Origin of the sequence: Pseudooceanicola algae, assembly GCF_003590145.2 — a bacterium.
Classification (GTDB): Bacteria; Pseudomonadota; Alphaproteobacteria; order Rhodobacterales; family Rhodobacteraceae; genus Pseudooceanicola; species Pseudooceanicola algae.
In genome coordinates, this window is sequence record NZ_CP060436.1 from 1,770,162 (window position 1) to 1,790,715 (window position 20,554).

Sequence of the window (20,554 nt, forward strand, 5' to 3'; positions counted from 1 at the left end):
AACCGGCACCGCCCCGCCCTGTCGTCGCGGCCGGGCCTTAGCCCTGCACATCATCCGCGATGGCCGCGAGCGGGCCGGTGTTGACCGAACCTTCGTAGCTGTCGAGCGCGGCGTCGATGCTGCCGGAGGTGGCAAAGACATCCGCCACGCCCTTCATGAACGTCGCCGCGTTGGCGCCCAGCCACTTGTCGGACAGTTGTTCTTCGACCGTGGGGAAGGTGAAGGTCTCGATGGCCGCTGTGGTGGCCGCCAGATCCATGCCCGATTCCCTGGCGATGGCCGCCAGCATCTCGTCTCCGCCCTCACCCGAGGCCCATTTGGCATTGGCATCCGCCGTGACCTTCAGGAAGGCCGACACCAGGTCCTCGTTCTCGGCGATGAAATCGGTCGGGGCCGAGGTCACGTCGAAGACCAGGATACCGAGATCTTCCTTCTCGGCGCCGGTCAGCAGAACGTTGCCGTGCTCCTTCATCCGGCTCAGACCGCCGCCATAGCCGCAGGCGAAATCGACCGCGCCCTGGGCCAGGGCCGCCGCGCCATCGACCGGCGCCATGTCGACGATCTTGAGACTGTTGAGCGGCACGCCGAAGTGATCCATCTGGCGCAGGAAGCCGTAATGCGCCGAGGTGCCGATGGGCACGGCGACGGTCTTGCCTTCCAGGTCGGCGGCGGTGGTCTTGTCGATCTCGAGCGCGGTGGCGACGACGCAATTGTCGTTCTCGGAATAGCTGACAGCCACGTCGATCACCTGCAGCGCCTGCCCGGCAGAGGCGGCGACGACGAAGGGCGGGACACCCTGGCTGACGGACATCTGCACATCGCCCGAAGCCATGGCCGCCGACATCGCCGTGCCGGTTTCAAAGCTGACCCAGGTGACGGTTTCGCCAAGCGCCTCGTCGTAGAGACCGTCGGCCTTGGCCGCGAGGAAGGGCATCGGCCATTCCAGGAAGTAGCCGACGGTGATATCGGCCTGCGCGCCCTGGGCACCAAGCAGCATCGCGGTCCCGGCCAGCAGCGGGGTAAGGGATCTTTTCATGTCACTCTCCTAGTTGGATCTTGTTGGAACGGCCCCGGCTCTTGCGGCCGGGATCTGGTCTCTTCGTCTTGTTTCCGGGCAATTTCCTGGCTGTCGCCGCCTGTGGGGCACGCGACCGGGCTGAAGCAGGCAAACTGCCGTCTCTATGGAAAAGCTAAGATCAGCCAAACGATCCTGACAACTCACCCGGTATTCTGGACCTATCCGTCGTGATCTTCTGGCCCTAAACCTGCCGCGCCTTTAGGCAGAGCGGCTCCGCCCGGCCGTTTGCCCGCCCGCCCAAGGGCGCAGGCCGGCTTCCACGCCTGCACCCGGTCGCCCCGGAGGCGACGATGGGATAAGACCAGTCCTGACGACGCATGGAGCCACAGGACCCCGAAATGGCGATACCGGCCGAAACCTTCTTCCTGTCCGGTGAACAGGAAACCACCCTGCAACAGCAGATCCAGCAGATCGTATCGGAGGCGATCCTGTCGGGGCGGTGTCTGGCGGGGGAAAAGATGCCCTCCACCCGGCATCTGGCCGAACATCTGGGCGTGGCGCGGATCACGGTGACCAACGCCTATACGGAGCTGGTGGCCAGCGAATACCTGACCTCGCGGGGGCGATCGGGCTTCTTCGTGGCCGAGACCGCGCCGCAAAGGCCGATCCTGGCGATCACCGAACGTCGCAGCAGCGCCCAGATCGACTGGGCCCGCAAGATCAGCCAGAAGGTGTCGGATGCGCTGCCCATCGTGCGGCCCGCGAACTGGCGTGACTACAAGTTTCCCTTCATCTACGGGCAAAGCGATGCGCGGCTCTTTGATCACCGAAACTGGCGGGCCTGCGCGCTGAAAGCGGTGGGGCGCAAGGATTTCGACACGCTGGCCACCGATCACTATGAACGCGACGACCCGATGCTGTTGGAATTCATCCTGCGCCAGATCCTGCCCCGGCGCGGCATCACTGCGCGACCCGAAGAGATACTGATCACAATGGGCGCGCAGAATGCCCTGTGGATGACTGCCCAGCTGCTGCTGACCCAGCGCCGCAAAGCGGTGATGGAGAACCCCTGCTACCCCGGCCTGCGCCATATCCTGCGCCAGTCGCGCTGCACGCTGGACCTGGTCGATGTCGATCAGGACGGCCTGCCCCCCGAAAGAATCCCGCAGGATGCCGACGTGGTCTATACCACCCCGTCGCACCATTGCCCGTCCAATGCCACCATGCCGCTGGCCCGCCGCCGCGCCCTGCTTGACCGGGCCGAGCGGGACGATTTCATCATCGTCGAGGACGACTACGAATTCGAGATGTCCTTCCTGAAATCCCCGTCCCCGGCACTGAAGTCGCTGGATCGCTCGGGGTCGGTCGTCTACATGGGCTCGTTTTCCAAATCGATCTTTCCCGGTCTGCGCCTTGGCTTCATCGTCGCACCGGAACCTTTCATATCAGAGGCCCGCGCCCTGCGGTCCATGGTGCTGCGCCACCCGCCCAGCCATATGCAGCGCACCACGGCCTATTTCCTGTCGCTGGGGCATTTCGATGCGCAGATCACCCGGATGGCGCGCAGCTATCGCGCCCGGCGCGCACTGATGGAACAAAGCCTGCGTCAGCACGGGCTGACCCCGGCCGCGCCTGAAACCTTTGGCGGGTCGTCCTTCTGGATGAAGGCGCCCGATCTGGTGGATACCTCGAAACTGGCGATGGACCTGCGCCAGCACAGCGTGCTGATCGAACCGGGCGAGGCGTTCTTCGCCGCCGGCGACGAAAGCCGCAGCTACTACCGGCTGGCCTATTCCTCCATCGCCTCGGCGCGGATCGAGGAAGGCGTGGCGCTGATCGCCCGCGTCATGGAAGACCACCTTGGCGCCCCCCTGCCCGACCGCGAATGACCGGCCTGCCATTTTCGCCATTGACCCCGGACCGCACCGCCGCCACACTTGGCCCACGTCAGGGGAATCCCGCCCAGGGGATTGAGAGGCTGACAGGTGGTGCCCCGCGCACCTCCGGTGAAGCGACCCTTTGAACCTGACCCAGTTGATGCTGGCGTAGGAAGACCGAAGGGCATTTCCGCATCCCGGATCAGGGGCGGTCCTTTCGGGCCGCAGGGCCCGTTGCGTCGCAGGCGCAGGGGTCCATGGCCCCTTTCTGCTACCCGTTTCACTTGGGTCTTTTCGCAAGGAGAGACCGAAATGAACAAACCTGTCCCCACGATCACCACCGGGCCCCTGCCCGCCTCGCAGAAGATCCATGTCCATGGGCCGACCCACGACATCCGCGTCCCCCTGCGCGAGATTTCCGTGACCGGCGAGGCGCCGCTGCGCGTCTACGACAGCTCCGGCCCCTATACCGATCCGCGTATCGGCATCGACATTGCCATGGGCCTGCCGGATGTCCGGGGCGGCTGGTTACAGAGCCGGGGCGAGGTCGAGGCCTACGAAGGCCGGACCATCACCGCCGCCGACAACGGCTTTGCCGAAGGCGACCGGCTGACCCCAGCCTTTCCGCGCCAACCCGTGCCGATGCGGGCCACCGGGGATCGCGCCGTGACCCAATTGGCCTATGCCCGCGCCGGGATCATCACGCCCGAAATGGAATTCGTCGCCATCCGCGAAAACGAAGGCCGCCTGTCCGGCGAAGCGCAGGACGGCGATCCGATGGGCGCAGATCTGCCCGATCTGGTGACCCCGGAATTCGTGCGCCGCGAGATCGCCGAGGGCCGCGCCATCATTCCCGCCAACATCAACCACCGTGAACTGGAGCCGATGATCATCGGGCGCAACTTCAAGGTGAAGATCAACGCCAATATCGGCAACTCCGCCGTGACCTCCTCGATGGAGGAAGAGGTGGAAAAGATGGTCTGGGCGATCCGCTGGGGCGCCGACACGGTGATGGACCTGTCGACGGGGCGCAATATCCACAATATCCGCGACTGGATCATCCGCAACGCGCCGGTGCCCATCGGCACGGTGCCGCTGTATCAGGCGCTGGAAAAGGTCAATGGCATCGCCGAGGACCTGACCTGGGAGGTCTATCGCGACACGCTGATCGAACAGGCCGAACAGGGGGTGGATTACTTTACCATCCACGCCGGGGTGCGCCTGCACATGATCCCGATGACCGTGAAACGCGTCACCGGCATCGTGTCGCGCGGCGGCTCGATCATGGCCAAGTGGTGCCTTCATCATCACCGCGAAAGCTTTCTCTACGAACATTTCGAGGAGATCTGCGAAATCTGCCGCCGCTACGATGTGTCCTTCAGCCTCGGCGACGGTCTGCGCCCCGGCTCGATTGCCGATGCCAATGACGAGGCGCAGTTTGCCGAGCTCGAGACACTGGGCGAGCTGACCAAGATCGCCTGGGCCCGCGATTGCCAGGTCATGATCGAAGGGCCGGGCCATGTGCCCATGCACAAGATCAAGGCCAACATGGACAAGCAGCTGGAACATTGCCACGAGGCGCCGTTCTACACGCTTGGTCCGCTTACCACCGATATCGCGCCGGGCTATGACCATATCACCAGCGCCATCGGTGCGGCGATGATCGGTTGGTTCGGCACCGCGATGCTGTGCTATGTGACGCCCAAGGAACACCTTGGCCTGCCCGACCGCGATGACGTGAAGACCGGGGTCATCACCTACAAGCTGGCCGCCCATGCCGCCGACCTGGCCAAGGGGCACCCCGGTGCGCAGCTGCGTGACGATGCGCTTAGCCGCGCCCGGTTCGAGTTCCGCTGGGAGGATCAGTTCAACCTTGGCCTCGATCCCGATACCGCGCGCGAAATGCATGACGAGACCCTGCCGAAAGAGGCCCACAAGGTCGCGCATTTCTGTTCCATGTGCGGGCCAAAGTTCTGCTCCATGCGGATCTCCCACGACATCCGCGCCGCCGCCGAAAAGCAGGACGGCATGGCGCGCATGGCCGAGAAGTTTCGCGATGGCGGTGATCTTTACATGCCCGCCGAGGACGTACAGGAACCGGCGGAATGATCTCGGTTCTCGGGGCCGGGGTGGCGGGGCTATGTGCCGCCACCGCCCTGGCCGAGGCGGGGCTGGCGGTCGAGGTGATCGAACCGAAGGACGCGCCCCCTGCAGCGTCCCGCTTGGCTGGCGGGATGCTTGCGCCCTTCTGCGAAGGCGAAAGCGCGCCCGAGCAGATCGTTGTCCGGGGTCAGGAAGCGGTCGCCTGGTGGGCGGCGCGGGTGCCCGGCCTGCAAAGGCGCGGCACTCTGGTCATCGCCCCCCCCCGTGACCGGGCCGAGCTGGACCGTTTCGCCCGCGCCACGCGCGGCCATGCCACGGTGCAGCCCGGCGATCTGGAACCGGATCTGGCGGGCCGCTTTGCCACTGGCCTGTTCTTCGAAACCGAGGCGCATATGGACCCGGTGGGGGCGCTGGCGGCTCTGCGCCGCCGCCTGACCGGGCGCGACGTGCCCTTTCACGTCGAGGCCCCGCGTGGCCGGATCGTGGATTGTCGCGGCATCGCAGCGCGGGACCGCCTGCCCGACCTGCGCGCCCTGCGGGGCGAGATGCTGGAACTGCATGCCCCCGAGGTCACGCTGAGCCGCACGATCCGCCTGCTGCATCCGCGGTTTCCCTGCTACGTGGTGCCGCGTGGCGACCACCGCTTCATGGTGGGGGCGACGATGCTGGAAAGCGCGCGCGCCGGCCCTGTCACCGCCCGCGCGGTGATGGAGCTTCTGTCGGCCGCCTGGACCATCCACCCCGGTTTCGCCGAAGCCAGCCTGATCGCCACCGGCGCGGGCCTGCGCCCGGCCTTTCCCGACAATATCCCCGCCCTGCGCCGCGACGGCGACCGCGTCCATCTGAACGGCCTCTATCGTCACGGCTTTCTCATGGCGCCGGTGCTGGCCGGGGATCTCGTACACCTTCTGACAAGGGAGCTATCCCATGCGCATTGACCTCAACGGCGCCCCGGTCCTGACCGAGGCCGCCACGCTTGCCGCCCTTATCGACGAGAAGGGGCTGGAGGCCGCCGCCGTGGCCACCGCCCTCGACGGGGCCTTCGTACCGCGTGACCTGCGCGACAGCACGGCGCTGACGCCCGGCGCTCGGGTGGAAATCCTGTCTCCGATGCAGGGGGGCTAGGCGATGTTCTATGGTACGGAACTGCAAAACCGTCTGATGCTGGGCACGGCGCAATATCCGTCGCCCCGCATCCTGCGCGACGCCATCGCCGCCTCGGGGGCAGAGGTGATCACCGTCTCGCTGCGCCGCGAAGGTACGGAGGGCGCGGCTTTTCGTGACATCCTGCGCGACAGCGGCTGCCGCCTGCTGCCCAATACCGCCGGCTGCCATTCGGTGCGCGATGCGGTGACCACGGCGCAGATGGCGCGCGAGGTGTTCGACACCCCCTGGATCAAGCTGGAGGTGATCGGGCATGCCGACAGCCTGCAACCCGATCCCTTCGCGCTGGTCGAGGCCGCGCGCATCCTTTGCGCCGAGGGGTTCGAGGTCTTTCCCTATACGACCGAGGACCTGATCGTCGGGGAAAAACTGATCGAGGCCGGCTGCCGTGTGCTGATGCCCTGGGGCGCGCCCATCGGATCGGGACAGGGGCTGCGCAACCTCGACGGGCTGCGGGCCATGCGGGCCCATTTCGCAGACGTGCCCCTGGTCATCGACGCCGGAATCGGTGCCCCCTCGCAGGCCATGGCGGCGATGGAGGCGGGCTTTGACGCGGTGCTGCTGAACACCGCCGTTGCCCAGGCCACTGACCCCGTCGCCATGGCCCGCGCCTTTGGCCAGGCGGTCGGCGCAGGACGGGCGGCCCATGACGCGGGGCTGATGCCGAGGCGGGACATGGCCCGTGCCTCCACGCCGATCTTCGGCATGGCGGAGCTGATGTGATGCTTGATCCCTTCTACCTCATCACCGGCCATGTCGGGCGTCTGGAACTGCTGGTGCCCCATGGCGTCCGCCTTGTACAATTGCGCCTCAAGGATCAGCCGGATCGTGAAATCCGCCGCCAGATCGCCCGCGCCCGCGACATCTGTGCCGTGCATCGCACACAACTGGTGGTCAATGACCATTGGCAGGCTGCACTGGATCTGCGCTGCAATTTCGTCCACCTCGGGCAGGAGGACATGCAGACCGCCGATTTCACCGCCCTCGCCCGCGCCGGTATCCGCATCGGCCTGTCGACCCATGACGAGGCAGAGCTGGACCGCGCCCTGTCCCATGATCCGGCCTATGTCGCCCTTGGCCCGATCTACGAAACCCGGCTGAAAAAGATGAAATGGGCGCCTCAGGGACTGGACAAGCTGCGCCGCTGGAAGGGGCTTGCCGGAAAGACCCCGCTGGTGGGGATCGGCGGGCTGACCCCCGACCGGCTGCCCGCGCTGTTCGAGGCCGGGGCCGACAGTGCCGCCGTGGTGACGGACATCCAGATGGCGACGGACCCCGAGGCGCGCTGCCGCGAATGGATCGCCGCGACGCGAGTGATGGCATGACGCGATACGACCGCCAGATGCGTCTGCCGGAAATCGGCGCAGCAGGGCAGGCCCGGCTGGCGCGGGCGCGGGTCTGCGTCATCGGGGCCGGTGGGCTGGCGGCGACGCTGCTGCCGCTGCTGGCCGGCGCCGGGGTCGGGCAGATCCGGGTCATCGACCCCGACCGGGTCGAGGCGCATAACCTGCACCGCCAGACCCTGTTTCGCATGGCCGACATCGGCCGCCCCAAGGCGCTTGTCGCGGTCACGACGCTGGCCGACCTCAACCCCGATTGCCGGTTGACCCCGGTGGTCGCGGCGCTTGGGGCGCGCGCCGCACGGGACGAAGCCGCTTGGGCCGACGTGGTGCTGGACGCGGCTGACAATTTCGCCGTGACCTATGCGCTGTCGGACGCCTGCCTTGCCGGGAATACCCCGCTGATCGCCGCTTCGGTGCAGGGGCGCGCGGGTCATGTGGGCGGCTTTTGCGGCCCCGCGCCCAGCTATAGGGCGCTGTTCCCCGACCTGCCCGAGCGGCTGCAAAGCTGTGCCTCGGGCGGCGTGATGGGCCCGGCGGTGGCAAGCCTTGCCGCCTTGCAGGCGCAGATGTGCCTGTCGGTCCTGCTGGGTCATGCGCCATCGCCGCTCGGTCAGTTGCTGACGCTGGATCTGGCCGAATGGCGCCCGGGCGGCTTTCGCTTTGACGGCGCGCCCGAACCCGCGCCCATGCCCGCGATCCTGGACGCAGAGGACATCCGCCCCGAGGATCGCATCATCGAGTTGCGCAGCGCGCAGGAAAGCCCGGACCTGCCGCATCCCCGCGCCGAAAGACTGGACACGGCGGCGATTGGCACCCTTGCAGCGGCCCCCGGTGGGCGGCTGGTCTTTGCCTGTGCCACGGGGGTGCGGGCCTGGCGGGCGGCCCGGTCAGCGGCGGCGGATGGCGCGCAAACCGCGATCCTTCTGACCCCGCCAAAGGGCGTGTCATGAGCCCCGCCGTCCTGTTCATCGGCGGTATGGATTCCAGCGGAGGGGCCGGGCTGATGCGCGATTGCGCCACCGCGCAGGCCCTTGGCGCGACGGCCCGCAGCGCGGTGACGGCGGTGACGGCCCAAAGCGACCGGGCGGTCAGCGCCCTGCATCCGGTGCCGGAGGACATCGTCGCGGCCCAGATCGCCGCCGCCGCCGATACGGGCGCAGACCCCGTGGCAGCCATCAAGGTCGGCATGCTGGGCAGCGCCGGGATCACCCGCGCCGTGGCCAGGACCCTGGCCCGGCATCTGCCCGATGTCCCGCTGGTGCTGGACCCGGTGCTTTGCGCCTCGTCCGGGCGGGCGCTGATCGACGCCGAAGGGATCGCAGCCATGCTGCCTCTGCTGGTGCCCCGCGCGACCCTGCTGACCCCGAACCTGCCGGAACTGCGCGCCCTCTGCGCACCGCTTGGCCTGCCAGGCGAGACGGGCGAGGCCGAGATCTGCGCCGCGCTTCTGGACCTTGGCTGCGGCGCTGTCCTGGTGAAGGGCGGGCATGCCCCGCAGGGCCCGACAAGCGAGGACCGGCTTTATCAACGCGGATACGACCTGCATCGGCTCTCCTCGGCGCGGTACCCAGTGGCCTTGCGCGGCACGGGTTGCCAGCTTGCCAGCGCGGTGGCGGTGCACCTGGCCGGCGGACGGGCCCTGCCCGCAGCTGTCGCCAAGGCAAAGGAGATGCTGGACCAGCGGTTCAGGGCCGCCGCCACACGGGGGGACGGCGACCCCTGCGCGCCTCAGGTGGCAGTGCCTTCGAGGGCCGCAACCGCATCTTCGCCGGCCGGCTGATGCGCCGGGCAATCCGGATCCGTCACGGCGCGCCAGATGGCGCTGACGACATCCTCGGGGCGGGTCGGACTGACGGCGCCGGCCATGGCCCCAAAGGTCCTTTGCGCGAAGTCGGCATAGCTGTCGGGCACCAACCCCTGCATGAGCGGCCGCGCGTTTTCCGCGAACCGGGTCGACGAGCGCCCGGGCAGCACCAGCCTTACCGAGACCCCGAACTGGGCCATCTCGAGCGCCAGGCAATCGCTGTAGGCCGCGACAGCCGCCTTGCTGGCGGTATAGATTGCCAGCAAGGGCAGCGGTGTGATCGTCACGCTGGACGTCACGTTGACGATGGTGCCTGCCCCGGCCTCGCGGAACTGCGGCAGCAGGGCGCGGGTCAGAGCCATGGTGCCGAACGTATTGGTCTCGAAGATCTGGCGCATGGTCTCGGGCGGCGTTGCCTCGACCGCGCCCATCAGGCCGATGCCGGCGTTGTTCACCAGCGCGTCCACCTGCCCGACCCCATCGACAAGGCGGGCGATGCTGTCGGGATCGGTCACGTCCAGCGGCGGCACGGTCAGCCGGTCGGAGGCGGGCAGCAGATCCGCGCGCGGGCTGCGCATCGTGGCGATGACCCGCCAGTCCCGTTCAAGGAAATGTCGGGCAGTTTCAAGGCCGAACCCCGAGGAGCAGCCGGTAATCAAAACGGTCTTCATGGCAGTACCTTTCCTGTCCGCCCCGCGTCCGGCGCGGGGCTGCTGTTGCACTTGTCCGGATATGGACAGGACGGCGCGGACTTTCTATCATCAGAAATCCCGATAACATTACCAAAGGTCCAGACATGACCGATCCCCTGGCCGAGGTCGTCACCCTGCTGCAACCCCGCGCGCCCAGGGCCAAGGTCATGTCCGCCGCCGGGCCCTGGCGGGTGGAGCGTGACACCGGGGGAACGGTGTTCCATGCGCTGGTACTGGCCGGAAGCGCGCGCCTGGCCGTGGATGCACGCCCCCCGGTCATCCTGCGGGACGGAGATTTCGTCCTGGTACCCGCCGCCCGGCGGTTCATCATGGAAAGCCTCGATCCCGTCGCGCCACCGGGGGTCTTTACCCGGCCCGTGCTTCAGCCTGATGGCGGCATCCGCAGCGGCGATCAGGAGGGCCCGGCCAATGTGCAGATGCTGATCGGCCATTGCACCTTTGGCGCACCGGATGCCGCCTTGCTGGTTTCATTGCTGCCAGAGCTGATCCGGATCTCCGGTCAAGAGCGGCTGACCGCGCTGGTCAGGCTGGTCTCGGACGAATGCCGGGCAAGGCGTCCCGCCCGCGAGGTGATCCTCGAACGGCTGCTGGAAGTGTTGTTCATCGAGGCCCTGCGCAGTTCCGGCGGCACCCAGGCCTCGCCGGGGTTGTTGCGCGGGCTGGCTGATGACCGGATCGCCCCGGCTTTGCGCGCCCTGCATGAAGACCCCGCCCATGGCTGGACCGTGATCGACCTGGCCCGCAAGGCCGCACTGTCGCGGTCGGCCTTTTTTGCGCGCTTCACCGAGGGCGTCGGCATGCCGCCCATGGAATACCTGCTGTCCTGGCGGATGAGCCTGGCGCGCGACATGCTGCGCCGGGGCGCGGGCCCTATGGAAACGGTGGCAAGGCGCATCGGCTATGGGTCGGCCAGCGCCTTCAGCACCGCCTTCACCCGCCATGTCGGGACCCCGCCGGCCCGCTTTGCCCGCGTTGCCGGAGCGGCCGGGTCTGGCGGGGCGGACGGCGACGCCGACACGACCGGATGACCGCGGCGCCCCTGCCCCGCCTTTCGTCAAAGGTCGCGGGTCAGGCGCAGGGCGTCATAAATCGCCGCATGGGTATTGCGTGCCGCCACCGCATCCCCCAACCGAAACAGCCGGAACCGGCCTTCGGGGTTGGGGGCCAGTGCCTGATCGCCGCCGGTTGCCAGCGCCTCGTAATCCACAGCGCCAAGGTTGCGCGACAGGGGCTTCAGCGTGAAATACAGATCCTCTAGCGGCAAGGTCCCGTGGTTCACCACCACCTGATCGACCAGCCGTTCGCGGCTGAAATCGCCGTAATCCGAACCGAGCGTACAGCTAAGCTGATTGCCCTGCCGCCGCACCGATTTCAGCCGCCAGCTGACGGTGAACCGCGTGTCTCGGGCCTGCAGGCTGCGCATGTAGGGGACAAGGTTCATGGCCATGACCTCGGGGGCGAAGGACCGGTCGGGGGTGACGATCTCCACCCGCGCCCCACTGGCCGAGATCACATCGGCGGCCTGCAAACCGGCATTATCGCCCGCATCGTCATAGACCAGAACCTCGCGCCCCGGTCGCACATCCCCCGACAGGATGTCCCAGGTCGAGACGACAAGATCGTTGCCCGCGTCCAGCACCTCGGTATCGGGCAGGCCGCCGGTGGCGATCAGCACCTCGTCGGGGTCCGTGTCCAGCACATCCGCCGCCTCGGCATAGGTGTTGAAACGGAAGGTGACGCCGCGCTTTTCGCATTGCTCCATCCGCCAGGCGATGATCGAAGCCATTTCGCGGCGCCGTTCCTGCAGCGCGGTCAGGCGGATCTGGCCGCCGGGCTGGTCCGCGGCCTCGAAGACGGTAACCACATGGCCGCGCTCGGCGGCGACGCGGGCGGCCTCCATCCCGGCGGGGCCGGCGCCGATCACGGTGATGCGCTTGGGCTTCGGGGCCGGGGCGATCAGATGCGGCTGTTCCAGCTCGCGCCCGGTCGAGGGGTTGTGCAGGCAGAGCGCCATGCCCCCCTGATAGATCCGGTCGAGGCAGTAGTTGGCACCAACGCAGGGGCGGATGTCGTCTTCGCGCCCCTCGATCACCTTGCGCACCAGATGGGGGTCCGCGATATGGGCGCGGGTCATGCCCACCATGTCCAGCTTGCCGCTGGCGATGGCATGGCGCGCGGTCGCCACGTCCGGGATCTTGGCGGCGTGGAAGGTGGGGAATTGCGTCGCCGCGCGGATCTCTCCGGCGAAATCAAGGTGCGGCGCATTGCGCATTCCCTGGATCGGGATCACGTCGGTCAGCCCGGCATCGGTGTCGATATGCCCCTTCACCACGTTCAGGAAGTCGACCAGCCCGCTGTCCTTCAGCGCGTGCGAAATCGCCATCCCGTCGGCACGAGTCAGCCCGCCCGGAAGGTCCTCGTCCCCGGTATAGCGCACCCCGAGGATGAACTTTTCGCCACAGCGTTCGCGGATCGCGCCCAGCACGTCGAAGGTAAAGCGCAGACGGTTGGCGAGGTCGCCGCCATAGGGCCCGTCGAGGCTGTTGGTCAGGGGTGACCAGAACTGATCCATCAGGTGGCCATAGGCCTGGATCTCGACCCCATCCAGACCGGCGGCCTGCATGCGTTCGGCGGCCTGGGCGTAATCTTCAATGATCCGGGCGATGTCCCAGTCTTCCATCCGCTTGGGAAAGGCGCGGTGTGATGCCTCGCGTTCGTGGCTGGGCGAAACCACCGGCAGCCAGTCCGCCTTGTCCCAGCGGGTGCGGCGGCCAAGGTGGGTCAGCTGGATCATCACCGCGCAGCCTTCGTCGTGGCAGGCGTCGGTCAGCTTGCGCATATGACCAACGACCTCGTCCTTCCAGGCGAGGATGTTGTTGAACACCGGCGGGCTGTCCCGCGCGACCGATGCCGACCCTGCCGTCATCGTCAGCGCCACCCCGGCGCGGGCCCGTTCCACGTGATAGGCGCGATACCGGTCCTTGGGCATCCCGTCTTCGGGATAGGCCGGCTCGTGACTGGTGATCATGATGCGGTTTCTCAGCGTCAGGTGTTTCAGCTGATAGGGTTGCAGAAGCGGATCGTTGGACATGGCGGTGGCCCTTCCCTGTGGCTGCCCGGCTGAGGTCTGACGGGAGGATTCCAAGACTGTACAGACATGTCAAGAAAAAGGTCAGTGTCGTAACAGGCCGGGGCATATGCCTGAGGAACGTTGCAAGTCTATGGGAAGGTTTTGTTTTTCATGCCTTGCACCCAGGTTTCACGCCGCGACCATGCCTCCGCTTGGTGGGACCATTTCCGTCAAAACCGCCAAAACTGGACAGCGCTGCACATTTCATGGACAATCCACCCGAATGACCACAGCGCCGAAAGACCAGATGACCGAGGACACCCTTCCCGAACGTGGCTGGCGCGGCTCGCCGGATCTGTGGCTGGATGCGGCCCATGACCTGCTGATCGAAAAGGGCGTCGATGCGGTCAAGATCATGCCGCTGGCCCAGGCGCTCGGCCTGTCGCGTACCAGTTTCTACTGGTTCTTCAAGGACCGCCGTGCGCTGCTCGCCGCGCTGCTGGACCGCTGGGAGGGCGCCACCACCCACCACCTGGTCGCCGCCACGCAGGATTACGCCGCCACCGAAACCGAGGCGATGCTGAACGTCATCAGCACCTTCCTGTCCGACAACAGTTTCGACACCCGGCTGGAGCTTGCCGTGCGATCCTGGGCCCAACAGGACACTGTCGTTCTAGACCGGGTGCAGCAGGCCGATACCGCCCGGCTGACGGCGCTCGGCCAGCTTCTGACCCACTGGGGCCATGCCCCGGCGGATGCCGATATCCGCGCCCGCACGATCTATCTGGTGCAGATCGGCTATATCTCGATGCGGGTCGCCGAACCGATCGAGGACCGGCTTGCACGTTTTCCGAATTATGTCGAGATCTACACAGGCCAGCGTCCGCCGGAGGCCGAGATGCAGCGCTTCAAGGCGCGGATCGGCTATCGACCTTCGACGCCCTGACGCCCGGGCCTTCGATTCCGGGCCTTCAATCCCGGGCCTTCAATTCCGGGCCTTCAATTCCGGGCGATGCAGGGGGCAAAGAACAGGTCCCCCCGCCAGGCGCCCCGGATCGTGCGCAGGCAGACGACCCCCCAGACCACCGCCAGCAGACCGACCAGCAGGCTGCCCATCAGGTTGGCGGCCCCGCCGATCACGCTGACATCAAAGACCGCCCCCAGCTTGTAGGTCGCGACCGCATAGACCCCGATCGGAAAGGTATATCCCCACCAGCCCAGGTTGAACGGCAGGCCCTCGCGCAGGTAGCGCTGCGTGATCAGCGCCGCCATCAGGAACCACCACAGGCCATAGCCCCACATCAACAGCCCGCCGATGGCACCGATCCCGGCCGCCGTCGCGCCCAGATGGCCCAGGCCCTGCGCCTGCAGGATCGCCGGCGCGGCCTGTCCCAATGTCATCAGCCCAAGCGCCCCGGTCCCGATCGGCCCCAGCGCCAGCCAGCTTGTCGAGGCCATGGAGGCGTGGGGCAGCTTGTGGATGGCCAGCCGCAGCACCAGCACGACGATGACGCTCATCGCGATCGGCACCGACAGGGCCCAGAGCACATAGGACAGGCTGAGCACGATCATCTGCATGTCCGCCGTCGCCATATGCGGGGCCAGCATTCCGCCCGAGACCGCCGCCACCTCGGCCGCGACCATGGGCAGAAGCCAGACCGCCGTCATCTGCTCGACGCTGTGGCTTTGCCGGGTGAACATCATGTAGGGGATCGCGATCCCGCAAGCTGCCGCCATTCCCGCATCGATCCACCAAAGCGTCTGGGCGATGGTCACCGCCGTCTGGCCCAGATGCGCGGTGCCATAGATCAGAAAGCCGTTCAGGATCGTGGCCAGCCCCATGGGGATGCAGCCAAGAAACATCGAGACGACGGAATGGTCGAAGATCCGCCGCGCCTCGTCGAAGTAGACCAGCCAGCGCGCCGCATAGAGCAGGGCGAACAGCGTGAAAAGACAGATGTTGGCCATCCACAGCGCCGCGCCCAGGGCGTGAAAGGGCGTCGCCGAAAGGGCAATGGACAGGATGCCCGTTCCCATGGTGGCAGCGAACCAATTGGGGGTGAACTGGCGCACGACCTCTCTGGGGTGCTGCAACTGGTGGAAAGGGCGGCGCGGATGGGCGCTGGCTCGCATGTCCTGAAATGTCATGATCTATCTCCTTGCCGCAGGGATAGCTGGGCTTGATCAAACGCTCAAACGGATTAAAATGATCATATCAATCGGAATAGGCGAACAATGACTCTGGAACAGTTGCGCATCTTCATCGCCGTCGCCGAACGGGAACATGTGACCGAAGCCGCGCGCGCCCTGAACCTGACCCAGTCGGCCACCAGCGCGGCCATTGCGGCGCTGGAGGAACGCCACGACATCCGCCTGTTCGACCGGGTCGGACGCGGCATCGCCCTGACCGCCCTCGGGCGTGATTTCCTGCCCGAAGCGCGGGCGGTCCTGGCCCGCGCCGAGGACGCCGCCGCCTTCCTTGCGACCTCGACCGGGTTGCAGCGCGGGGCCTTGCGGCTGGTCGCCAGCCAGACGGTCGCGAACTATTGGCTGCCCCCGGTCATGCAGGGCTTTCACGCCGCCTACCCCGGCATTGACCTCAATCTGCGCATCCTCAACACCCATGACGCCGGAGAGGCCGTCGCCATGGGTGCCGCCGACCTTGGCTTTGTCGAGGACGAGGTCACCTCGCCCGCCTTCACCCTGCTGCCTGCGGCGGACGATCAGCTTGTCGTGGTTTCGGCCGCCCCGGTCGCGGATCTGGCGGCGGCCAACTGGGTGCTGCGCGAACCCGGCTCCGGCACGCGGGCGATCCTTGCGCAGGCGCTGAAGGCCGCCGGGATCACGCCACGGGTCTATATGGAGCTGCCCTCGAACGAAGCAGTCCGCGCGGCGGTCGAAGCGGGCAGCGGGGTTTCGGCCCTGTCGCGGGTTGTCGTGGAAACCTCGCTCGCGGCGGGGCGATTGGTGGAGATCGCCTTTCCCATCCCGCCACGGCGGTTTCACGCCCTGCGTCCTGCACAGCGCCATGTCAGCCGCGCGACACAGGCCTTTCTGGATCACGCGCTTGGGTAATCCGGGTGCGGCCCGAGGACATTTGGACGACGCAATCCCCTGCCAACCAGAGGTGCCGCCGCGCTGAAAGACCCGGCCCGAACAGGAATGACAAGAAAGGCCAGCAAACCGGGGCTTCCACATGACGTAACGTCCGATTAAAATCCCTGCAAGTTTGCACACAAGAGAGGCTTTCCCATGTCCCGACGTCTTGAACTGGTCGGAGGAGCCGCGCTTGCCGTGACCCTGGCCCTGCCCGCATTCGCCCAGGAGGCCCACGACGGCCCGCCCCCGATGTCCGAAGAAGACCAGGCCATCAGTGCCGCCCTTCAGACCCGCATGGGCGACACCAGTACCTTGATGGAAACCGTACCCATCCCCGAAAGCGCAGCCGAGTGCGGCGATACGCCGGGCTACGAGCGGATGCTCTGCCTGATCGACCTGCTGAAGGCCGATGTGTCTGACGAGAACCTGGAACGCCTGCAGCTTGGATATTCCCGCACCGAAGCGGAATACTGGAGCAACCTGCCCGCCGGGGCCTTCCCCAAGCGGCCCGGCGTCCTGCTGGGCGAGTTGAACACCAAGCAGCGCGGTCTGGTCAAGGCGATCATGATGGAAGCCACCAGCCATGAGGTCGACGAAGGTTTCGACGAGATGGTGCAGACGCTGAACGCGGATGATTACATCAACACCGTCAGCACCGACTACAAGGCCGGCTATTCGTCGTTCAACACCAAGTTCGCCTTCCTCGGAACGCCCGGCGACTCCGGTGTCTGGGAGCTTTACTACGGCGGACACCACATGGGTTTTGCCAATACCTATGTCGATGGCGTGCTGGCCGGGGCCACGCCGTCCTTCCGGGGTGTCGAACCCTTCCCCTATTTCGAGATGAATGGCCGGGTGAACCACCCACTGACCCAGGAACGCGATGCCTTCGCCACGCTGCTTAGCACGCTTTCGGACGATCAGCGCACCACCGCCACACTGGAAGGCACCTATCGCGACATCCTGGCCGGACCGCAGGCCGATGATGCCGTGCCCGACAGCGTGGAGGGGCTGGCGGTTTCCGAACTGGACAAGGACCAGCAGGCGCTGCTGCTGACCGCGATCAGGACCTATGTCGGGGACATCACGGAACCCGAGGCCTCGGCCTACATGGCGAAATACACCGCCGAACTGCCCGAGACCTATCTGGGCTATAGCGGCACTGAGCAGATAAGCGCCGAGGACGACTACGTCCGGGTGCATGGTCCCTCGCTCTGGATCGAGTTCTCGCTGCAGTCGAACAAATCGACCGAAAAGGTCGGCAACCATCCCCATTCGGTCTGGCGTGACCTGACCAACGATTACGGAGGTCAGACCGAATGACCTGGCGACTTTCGACACGCGCCGCCCTGCTCGCCCTGGCACTGCAGGTCGGTGCGGGCGGGGCCGCTTTGGCGCATCCCCTGCCCGGTAGCGAGCTTTTGTTGCAACAACAGACGGCGGACAGCCTGCACCTGACGATCCGCTTTCCGCTGGAAGACCTGCTTGTCGCCGCCCCCGACCTTGCGGCCCTTGAAAAGGTCGCGCCCGAAGCCCCCCTTTCGCAGGAAATGATCGATGGTTTGGCCGCATATCTTGGGCAGCACCTTTCGGTGACCGAAGGGGATGCCCCCCTGCCCCGGGCCCTGACCGGGGCGCATCTGCAAGCCACGCATCAGGATCACCTCGGGGATTTCACAGAGGTCGTCACCGAATGGGAATTTGCAAATGCCGGGACCGATCCGGCCTCGGTCGTCCTGCAATATGACGCGGTGATGCACGAGGTGCGCAATCACCGTGCCAATGTGCAGTGGCTGGCCGAGGGCGCAACGCCGCGTGTGATAGAAAACTTCGGTTTTCGGCGCGCCCGGCGCGGTATCCGGCTGACCCTGCAAGAGACCGGGCAGGACTGAGCGATACAAGCCGGGGTGCCCGACATGCCCCGCCTTTAGCCCGCCGGCGGGGCCGTCGAACGGCGCAGCCCCAACGCCACGCTGGTCGTGACGCGCTGCACCGGGACTGCCGGATCGGCCAGCCGCGCCGACAGCAGGTCGACCGCGATGCGCGCCAGCGCCGTGCGATCCGACAACATGCTGGACAGCGGCGGCGTGGAATAACTGCCGACCGCCAGCCCGTCGAAGCCCATGACCGACAGATCCTCTGGCACCGAAAGTCCCTGCGACTGCGCCGCCTGGATGACGCCGAGGGCCACCATGTCGTTCAGGCAGAAGACGGCCGTGGGGCGCGGCTTGCGGTCCTTCAGGACCTTGGCCACGATGGACCGGGCCGCGATCGAGATGTTTTCCGGCGCCCCGAGGTCGATCAGGTGGCGGTCGGGATGAAAGGCGATGCCTTCTTCTTCCAGCGCGTTGCGGAAGCCGTCGATCCGGCGCCGGATGGATTCGCGCCAGGGGTGGGTGACGTGGATGATTTCGCGGTGCCCCAGATCCAGCAGATGCCGGGTCGCCTGCCAGGCCCCGAAATGGTAATCCGGCGAGACGCTGCTCAGCCGCATGCTGCGGTCCATGCCGTTGACGATCACCGCCGGCACATTCCGCGCTACCACGGCGTCGATGATGTTGGGCTGGTCGACCCCGACCAGCAACGCCGGCCCGTCCAGCCCGTCCAGCGCGCCGGGGCGGGACATTTCCTCGACCCGGTGGAAGACCTGCAATTGCAGGTCCAGCCCGGCCCGCGCCGCCAGCAGGTTCATCCCCGACAGGATCTCGCCGTAAAAGGAATCGTGGGTGACATATTGTTCCAGCGTCAGAAGCGACACCGGCGCCAGCGCCCCGGCCCGCCCCGAACGACCGCGATAGCCGCTTTCCTCGATCACCTTCAGGACATGTTCCCGCGTGGCCGAACTGACGCCGGGGCGATTGTTCAGAACCTTCGACACGGCCGCGACCGACACCTGCGCACGGCGGGCGATGTCCTTCAGGGTAGGCTCTGATTTCATCTCGGCTGTCATGGCTCGGCCTCCGCCCCTCAGACGCGGTCAGGATCGCGCGACGACAAGAAAGTTTCGGCCTGCATACGAAACTTTGCCCGCCCTATCGAGAGGTATTCGCACACCCCGATGGCCGGACGCCGGGACGTCACCAGAAAAAGTCACGATGCCCCCGCGCGCGCATCAGGGCCTCCATGAAGTAGTAATCCCCATATGGCAGCATCGCATCCTCGCGCCCGGCCGGCACATGGGCCGCGCCATGGGCCAGCAGACCTTCGGCGCCCGGGGTTCGGGTCAGGTCGCAATGATCCAGAAGATCCTGCAACAACCGGTGCCCGAAGGCGCGCAGACGCGTGGCGTCTTCGCCCGTTGCGGCATCGGCCAGCAGCAGCACACCGGCGGCCGTCACGGCCACGGCGGAACTGTCGACCGGGTGGCCCGCATCGCGCGGCAAGGCGTAATCCCAGGGCGCCAGACCGGTCGGGCCGATCAGCGCCTCGGCCTTGCGCGCCAGGCGCAGGGCGGCGTCGAAGGCCGCAGGGTTGCCCGTCAGCCGGTGACAGTTTGCAAACCCGTGGATCAGCCACGCCTGCCCGCGCGCCCAGCAGGATGCATCGGCATGGCCCTGATGGGTTTCGCCCCGAAGGGGTTCGCCGCTGGCCGGGTCGAACAGGAAGCAATGGAAGGTCGTGTCGTCCTCGCGCACCAGATACTTGCGCGATGTTTCCTCGTGCAGATCGGCGACCTCGCGGAAATCCTCGACGCCGGTTTCCCGGTGCGCCCAATGCAGCAGGGCAAGGTTCTGGATCGTGTCGGCGATCATGCGGCCATTGGCGAAACGGGACCGCGTGCGATCCTCGGGGCCGGTCGGGTTCCAGGCCTGAATATAATGCCCCTCTTCGCGGAACCGCGCCACCAGGGCGCGCGCCGCCTCGATCCCCATGGCGCGTGCCGTGGGATCCCCGGTCAGCTTCCAGTCGGCGACGGAATGCAGCGAAAAGACAAAGCCCAGGTCGTGATCCCGCGCCCGCCGATTGTCGAGCACCTCGCGGAATTGCGGCCGGCGCATCTGTGCCGCGCGGGCAAAGGTGGCATCGCCGCTGAGTTGATAGCACAGCCACAATTGACCAGAGAAGAAGCCCATGACCCAATCGGGCCCATCGCAATAGGCCCAGCGGTTCCCGCCCAGGCCGATGCGCGGATTGCGCAGCCCTGCGGTCGACAGACCGGCGCGCACCCGATGCAGGCACCGGTCCAGCGCATCCTGGAAACCTTGCGTCGATGAAACCGCAGCCGACGGGTCGTCAAGCGCGTCGTCACCTGCGAAATAGGATGTCTTCTGATTTTCGATCATGGTGCCTCCTGGCTTCATGTTTCGCGTATTGCGAAATTTTCGTCAACTACAAAAAGTTTCTTGACCGCATTTGATCCGAA

The 20,554-nt window shown here is 66.5% G+C and carries 19 protein-coding genes; 13 read left to right on the forward strand and 6 right to left on the reverse strand.

The window, feature by feature from the left end; translation table 11 throughout:
• Positions 1 to 37: 37 nt before the first annotated feature.
• On the reverse strand, positions 38 to 1,036 hold the full coding sequence (locus PSAL_RS08345; protein WP_119838965.1) for a taurine ABC transporter substrate-binding protein: 999 nt from the start codon (positions 1,034 to 1,036) through the stop codon (positions 38 to 40).
• A gap of 380 nt (positions 1,037 to 1,416) precedes the next feature.
• On the opposite strand from PSAL_RS08345, the gene pdxR reads away from it, so the two are divergent.
• From pdxR to thiD, 8 genes are all read left to right on the forward strand, one after another.
• Positions 1,417 to 2,907, forward strand: coding sequence for a MocR-like pyridoxine biosynthesis transcription factor PdxR (pdxR, locus tag PSAL_RS08350; protein WP_119838966.1), 1,491 nt, complete (start codon positions 1,417 to 1,419; stop codon positions 2,905 to 2,907).
• Positions 2,908 to 3,207: 300 nt separating this feature from the next.
• On the forward strand, positions 3,208 to 5,004 hold the full coding sequence (gene thiC, locus PSAL_RS08355; protein ID WP_119838967.1) for a phosphomethylpyrimidine synthase ThiC: 1,797 nt from the start codon (positions 3,208 to 3,210) through the stop codon (positions 5,002 to 5,004).
• Complete coding sequence (locus tag PSAL_RS08360) at positions 5,001 to 5,936, forward strand: FAD-dependent oxidoreductase (RefSeq protein WP_119838968.1); 936 nt, start codon at positions 5,001 to 5,003, stop codon at positions 5,934 to 5,936. The genes thiC and PSAL_RS08360 overlap by 4 nt, the downstream gene beginning before the upstream one ends.
• On the forward strand, positions 5,926 to 6,123 hold the full coding sequence (gene thiS / locus PSAL_RS08365) for a sulfur carrier protein ThiS (RefSeq protein ID WP_119838969.1): 198 nt from the start codon (positions 5,926 to 5,928) through the stop codon (positions 6,121 to 6,123). The genes PSAL_RS08360 and thiS overlap by 11 nt, the downstream gene beginning before the upstream one ends.
• A gap of 3 nt (positions 6,124 to 6,126) precedes the next feature.
• A complete protein-coding gene (locus PSAL_RS08370; protein ID WP_119838970.1) occupies positions 6,127 to 6,885 on the forward strand; it encodes a thiazole synthase in 759 nt (252 codons plus the stop codon).
• On the forward strand, positions 6,885 to 7,487 hold the full coding sequence (locus PSAL_RS08375) for a thiamine phosphate synthase (RefSeq protein ID WP_119838971.1): 603 nt from the start codon (positions 6,885 to 6,887) through the stop codon (positions 7,485 to 7,487). The genes PSAL_RS08370 and PSAL_RS08375 overlap by 1 nt, the downstream gene beginning before the upstream one ends.
• A complete protein-coding gene (locus PSAL_RS08380; RefSeq protein WP_231388659.1) occupies positions 7,457 to 8,455 on the forward strand; it encodes a HesA/MoeB/ThiF family protein in 999 nt (332 codons plus the stop codon). Before PSAL_RS08375 ends, PSAL_RS08380 begins: the two co-directional genes overlap by 31 nt.
• Positions 8,452 to 9,285: a bifunctional hydroxymethylpyrimidine kinase/phosphomethylpyrimidine kinase gene (gene thiD, locus PSAL_RS08385; protein ID WP_119838972.1), complete on the forward strand. Its 834-nt coding sequence runs from the start codon at positions 8,452 to 8,454 to the stop codon at positions 9,283 to 9,285. Before PSAL_RS08380 ends, thiD begins: the two co-directional genes overlap by 4 nt.
• On the opposite strand, the gene PSAL_RS08390 is transcribed toward thiD, so the two are convergent.
• The gene (locus PSAL_RS08390; RefSeq protein ID WP_119838973.1) at positions 9,234 to 9,980 is read right to left on the reverse strand and encodes an SDR family oxidoreductase; all 747 of its coding nucleotides are present in this window, start codon (positions 9,978 to 9,980) and stop codon (positions 9,234 to 9,236) included. The genes thiD and PSAL_RS08390 overlap by 52 nt on opposite strands.
• Positions 9,981 to 10,105: 125 nt before the next feature.
• Between PSAL_RS08390 and PSAL_RS08395 the strand changes: the two genes are divergently transcribed.
• On the forward strand, positions 10,106 to 11,050 hold the full coding sequence (locus PSAL_RS08395) for an AraC family transcriptional regulator (RefSeq protein WP_119838974.1): 945 nt from the start codon (positions 10,106 to 10,108) through the stop codon (positions 11,048 to 11,050).
• Positions 11,051 to 11,076: 26 nt separating this feature from the next.
• Here the strand turns inward: PSAL_RS08395 and hpbA are convergent, their stop codons facing one another.
• The gene (gene hpbA / locus PSAL_RS08400) at positions 11,077 to 13,113 is read right to left on the reverse strand and encodes an N-methyl-L-proline N-demethylase HpbA (RefSeq protein ID WP_119838975.1); all 2,037 of its coding nucleotides are present in this window, start codon (positions 13,111 to 13,113) and stop codon (positions 11,077 to 11,079) included.
• Positions 13,114 to 13,375: 262 nt separating this feature from the next.
• On the opposite strand from hpbA, the gene PSAL_RS08405 reads away from it, so the two are divergent.
• Entirely contained in the window at positions 13,376 to 14,038 is a 663-nt protein-coding gene (locus tag PSAL_RS08405; RefSeq protein WP_231388660.1) for a TetR/AcrR family transcriptional regulator, read from the forward strand.
• Between the two features lie 53 nt (positions 14,039 to 14,091).
• On the opposite strand, the gene PSAL_RS08410 is transcribed toward PSAL_RS08405, so the two are convergent.
• Entirely contained in the window at positions 14,092 to 15,240 is a 1,149-nt protein-coding gene (locus tag PSAL_RS08410; protein ID WP_119838977.1) for a TDT family transporter, read from the reverse strand.
• Positions 15,241 to 15,327: 87 nt separating this feature from the next.
• On the opposite strand from PSAL_RS08410, the gene PSAL_RS08415 reads away from it, so the two are divergent.
• From PSAL_RS08415 to PSAL_RS08425, 3 genes are all read left to right on the forward strand, one after another.
• A complete protein-coding gene (locus PSAL_RS08415; protein WP_119838978.1) occupies positions 15,328 to 16,167 on the forward strand; it encodes a LysR substrate-binding domain-containing protein in 840 nt (279 codons plus the stop codon).
• Positions 16,168 to 16,344: 177 nt separating this feature from the next.
• On the forward strand, positions 16,345 to 17,514 hold the full coding sequence (locus PSAL_RS08420; RefSeq protein WP_231388661.1) for a DUF3500 domain-containing protein: 1,170 nt from the start codon (positions 16,345 to 16,347) through the stop codon (positions 17,512 to 17,514).
• A complete protein-coding gene (locus PSAL_RS08425) occupies positions 17,511 to 18,083 on the forward strand; it encodes a hypothetical protein (RefSeq protein WP_119838979.1) in 573 nt (190 codons plus the stop codon). Before PSAL_RS08420 ends, PSAL_RS08425 begins: the two co-directional genes overlap by 4 nt.
• Positions 18,084 to 18,118: 35 nt before the next feature.
• Here the strand turns inward: PSAL_RS08425 and PSAL_RS08430 are convergent, their stop codons facing one another.
• Both PSAL_RS08430 and PSAL_RS08435 read right to left on the reverse strand, forming a co-directional pair.
• Positions 18,119 to 19,141, reverse strand: a complete 1,023-nt coding sequence (locus PSAL_RS08430; RefSeq protein WP_119838980.1) for a LacI family DNA-binding transcriptional regulator — start codon at positions 19,139 to 19,141, stop codon at positions 18,119 to 18,121.
• Positions 19,142 to 19,268: 127 nt separating this feature from the next.
• A complete protein-coding gene (locus PSAL_RS08435; RefSeq protein ID WP_196222771.1) occupies positions 19,269 to 20,474 on the reverse strand; it encodes a glycoside hydrolase family 88 protein in 1,206 nt (401 codons plus the stop codon).
• Between the last annotated feature and the right edge of the window lie 80 nt (positions 20,475 to 20,554).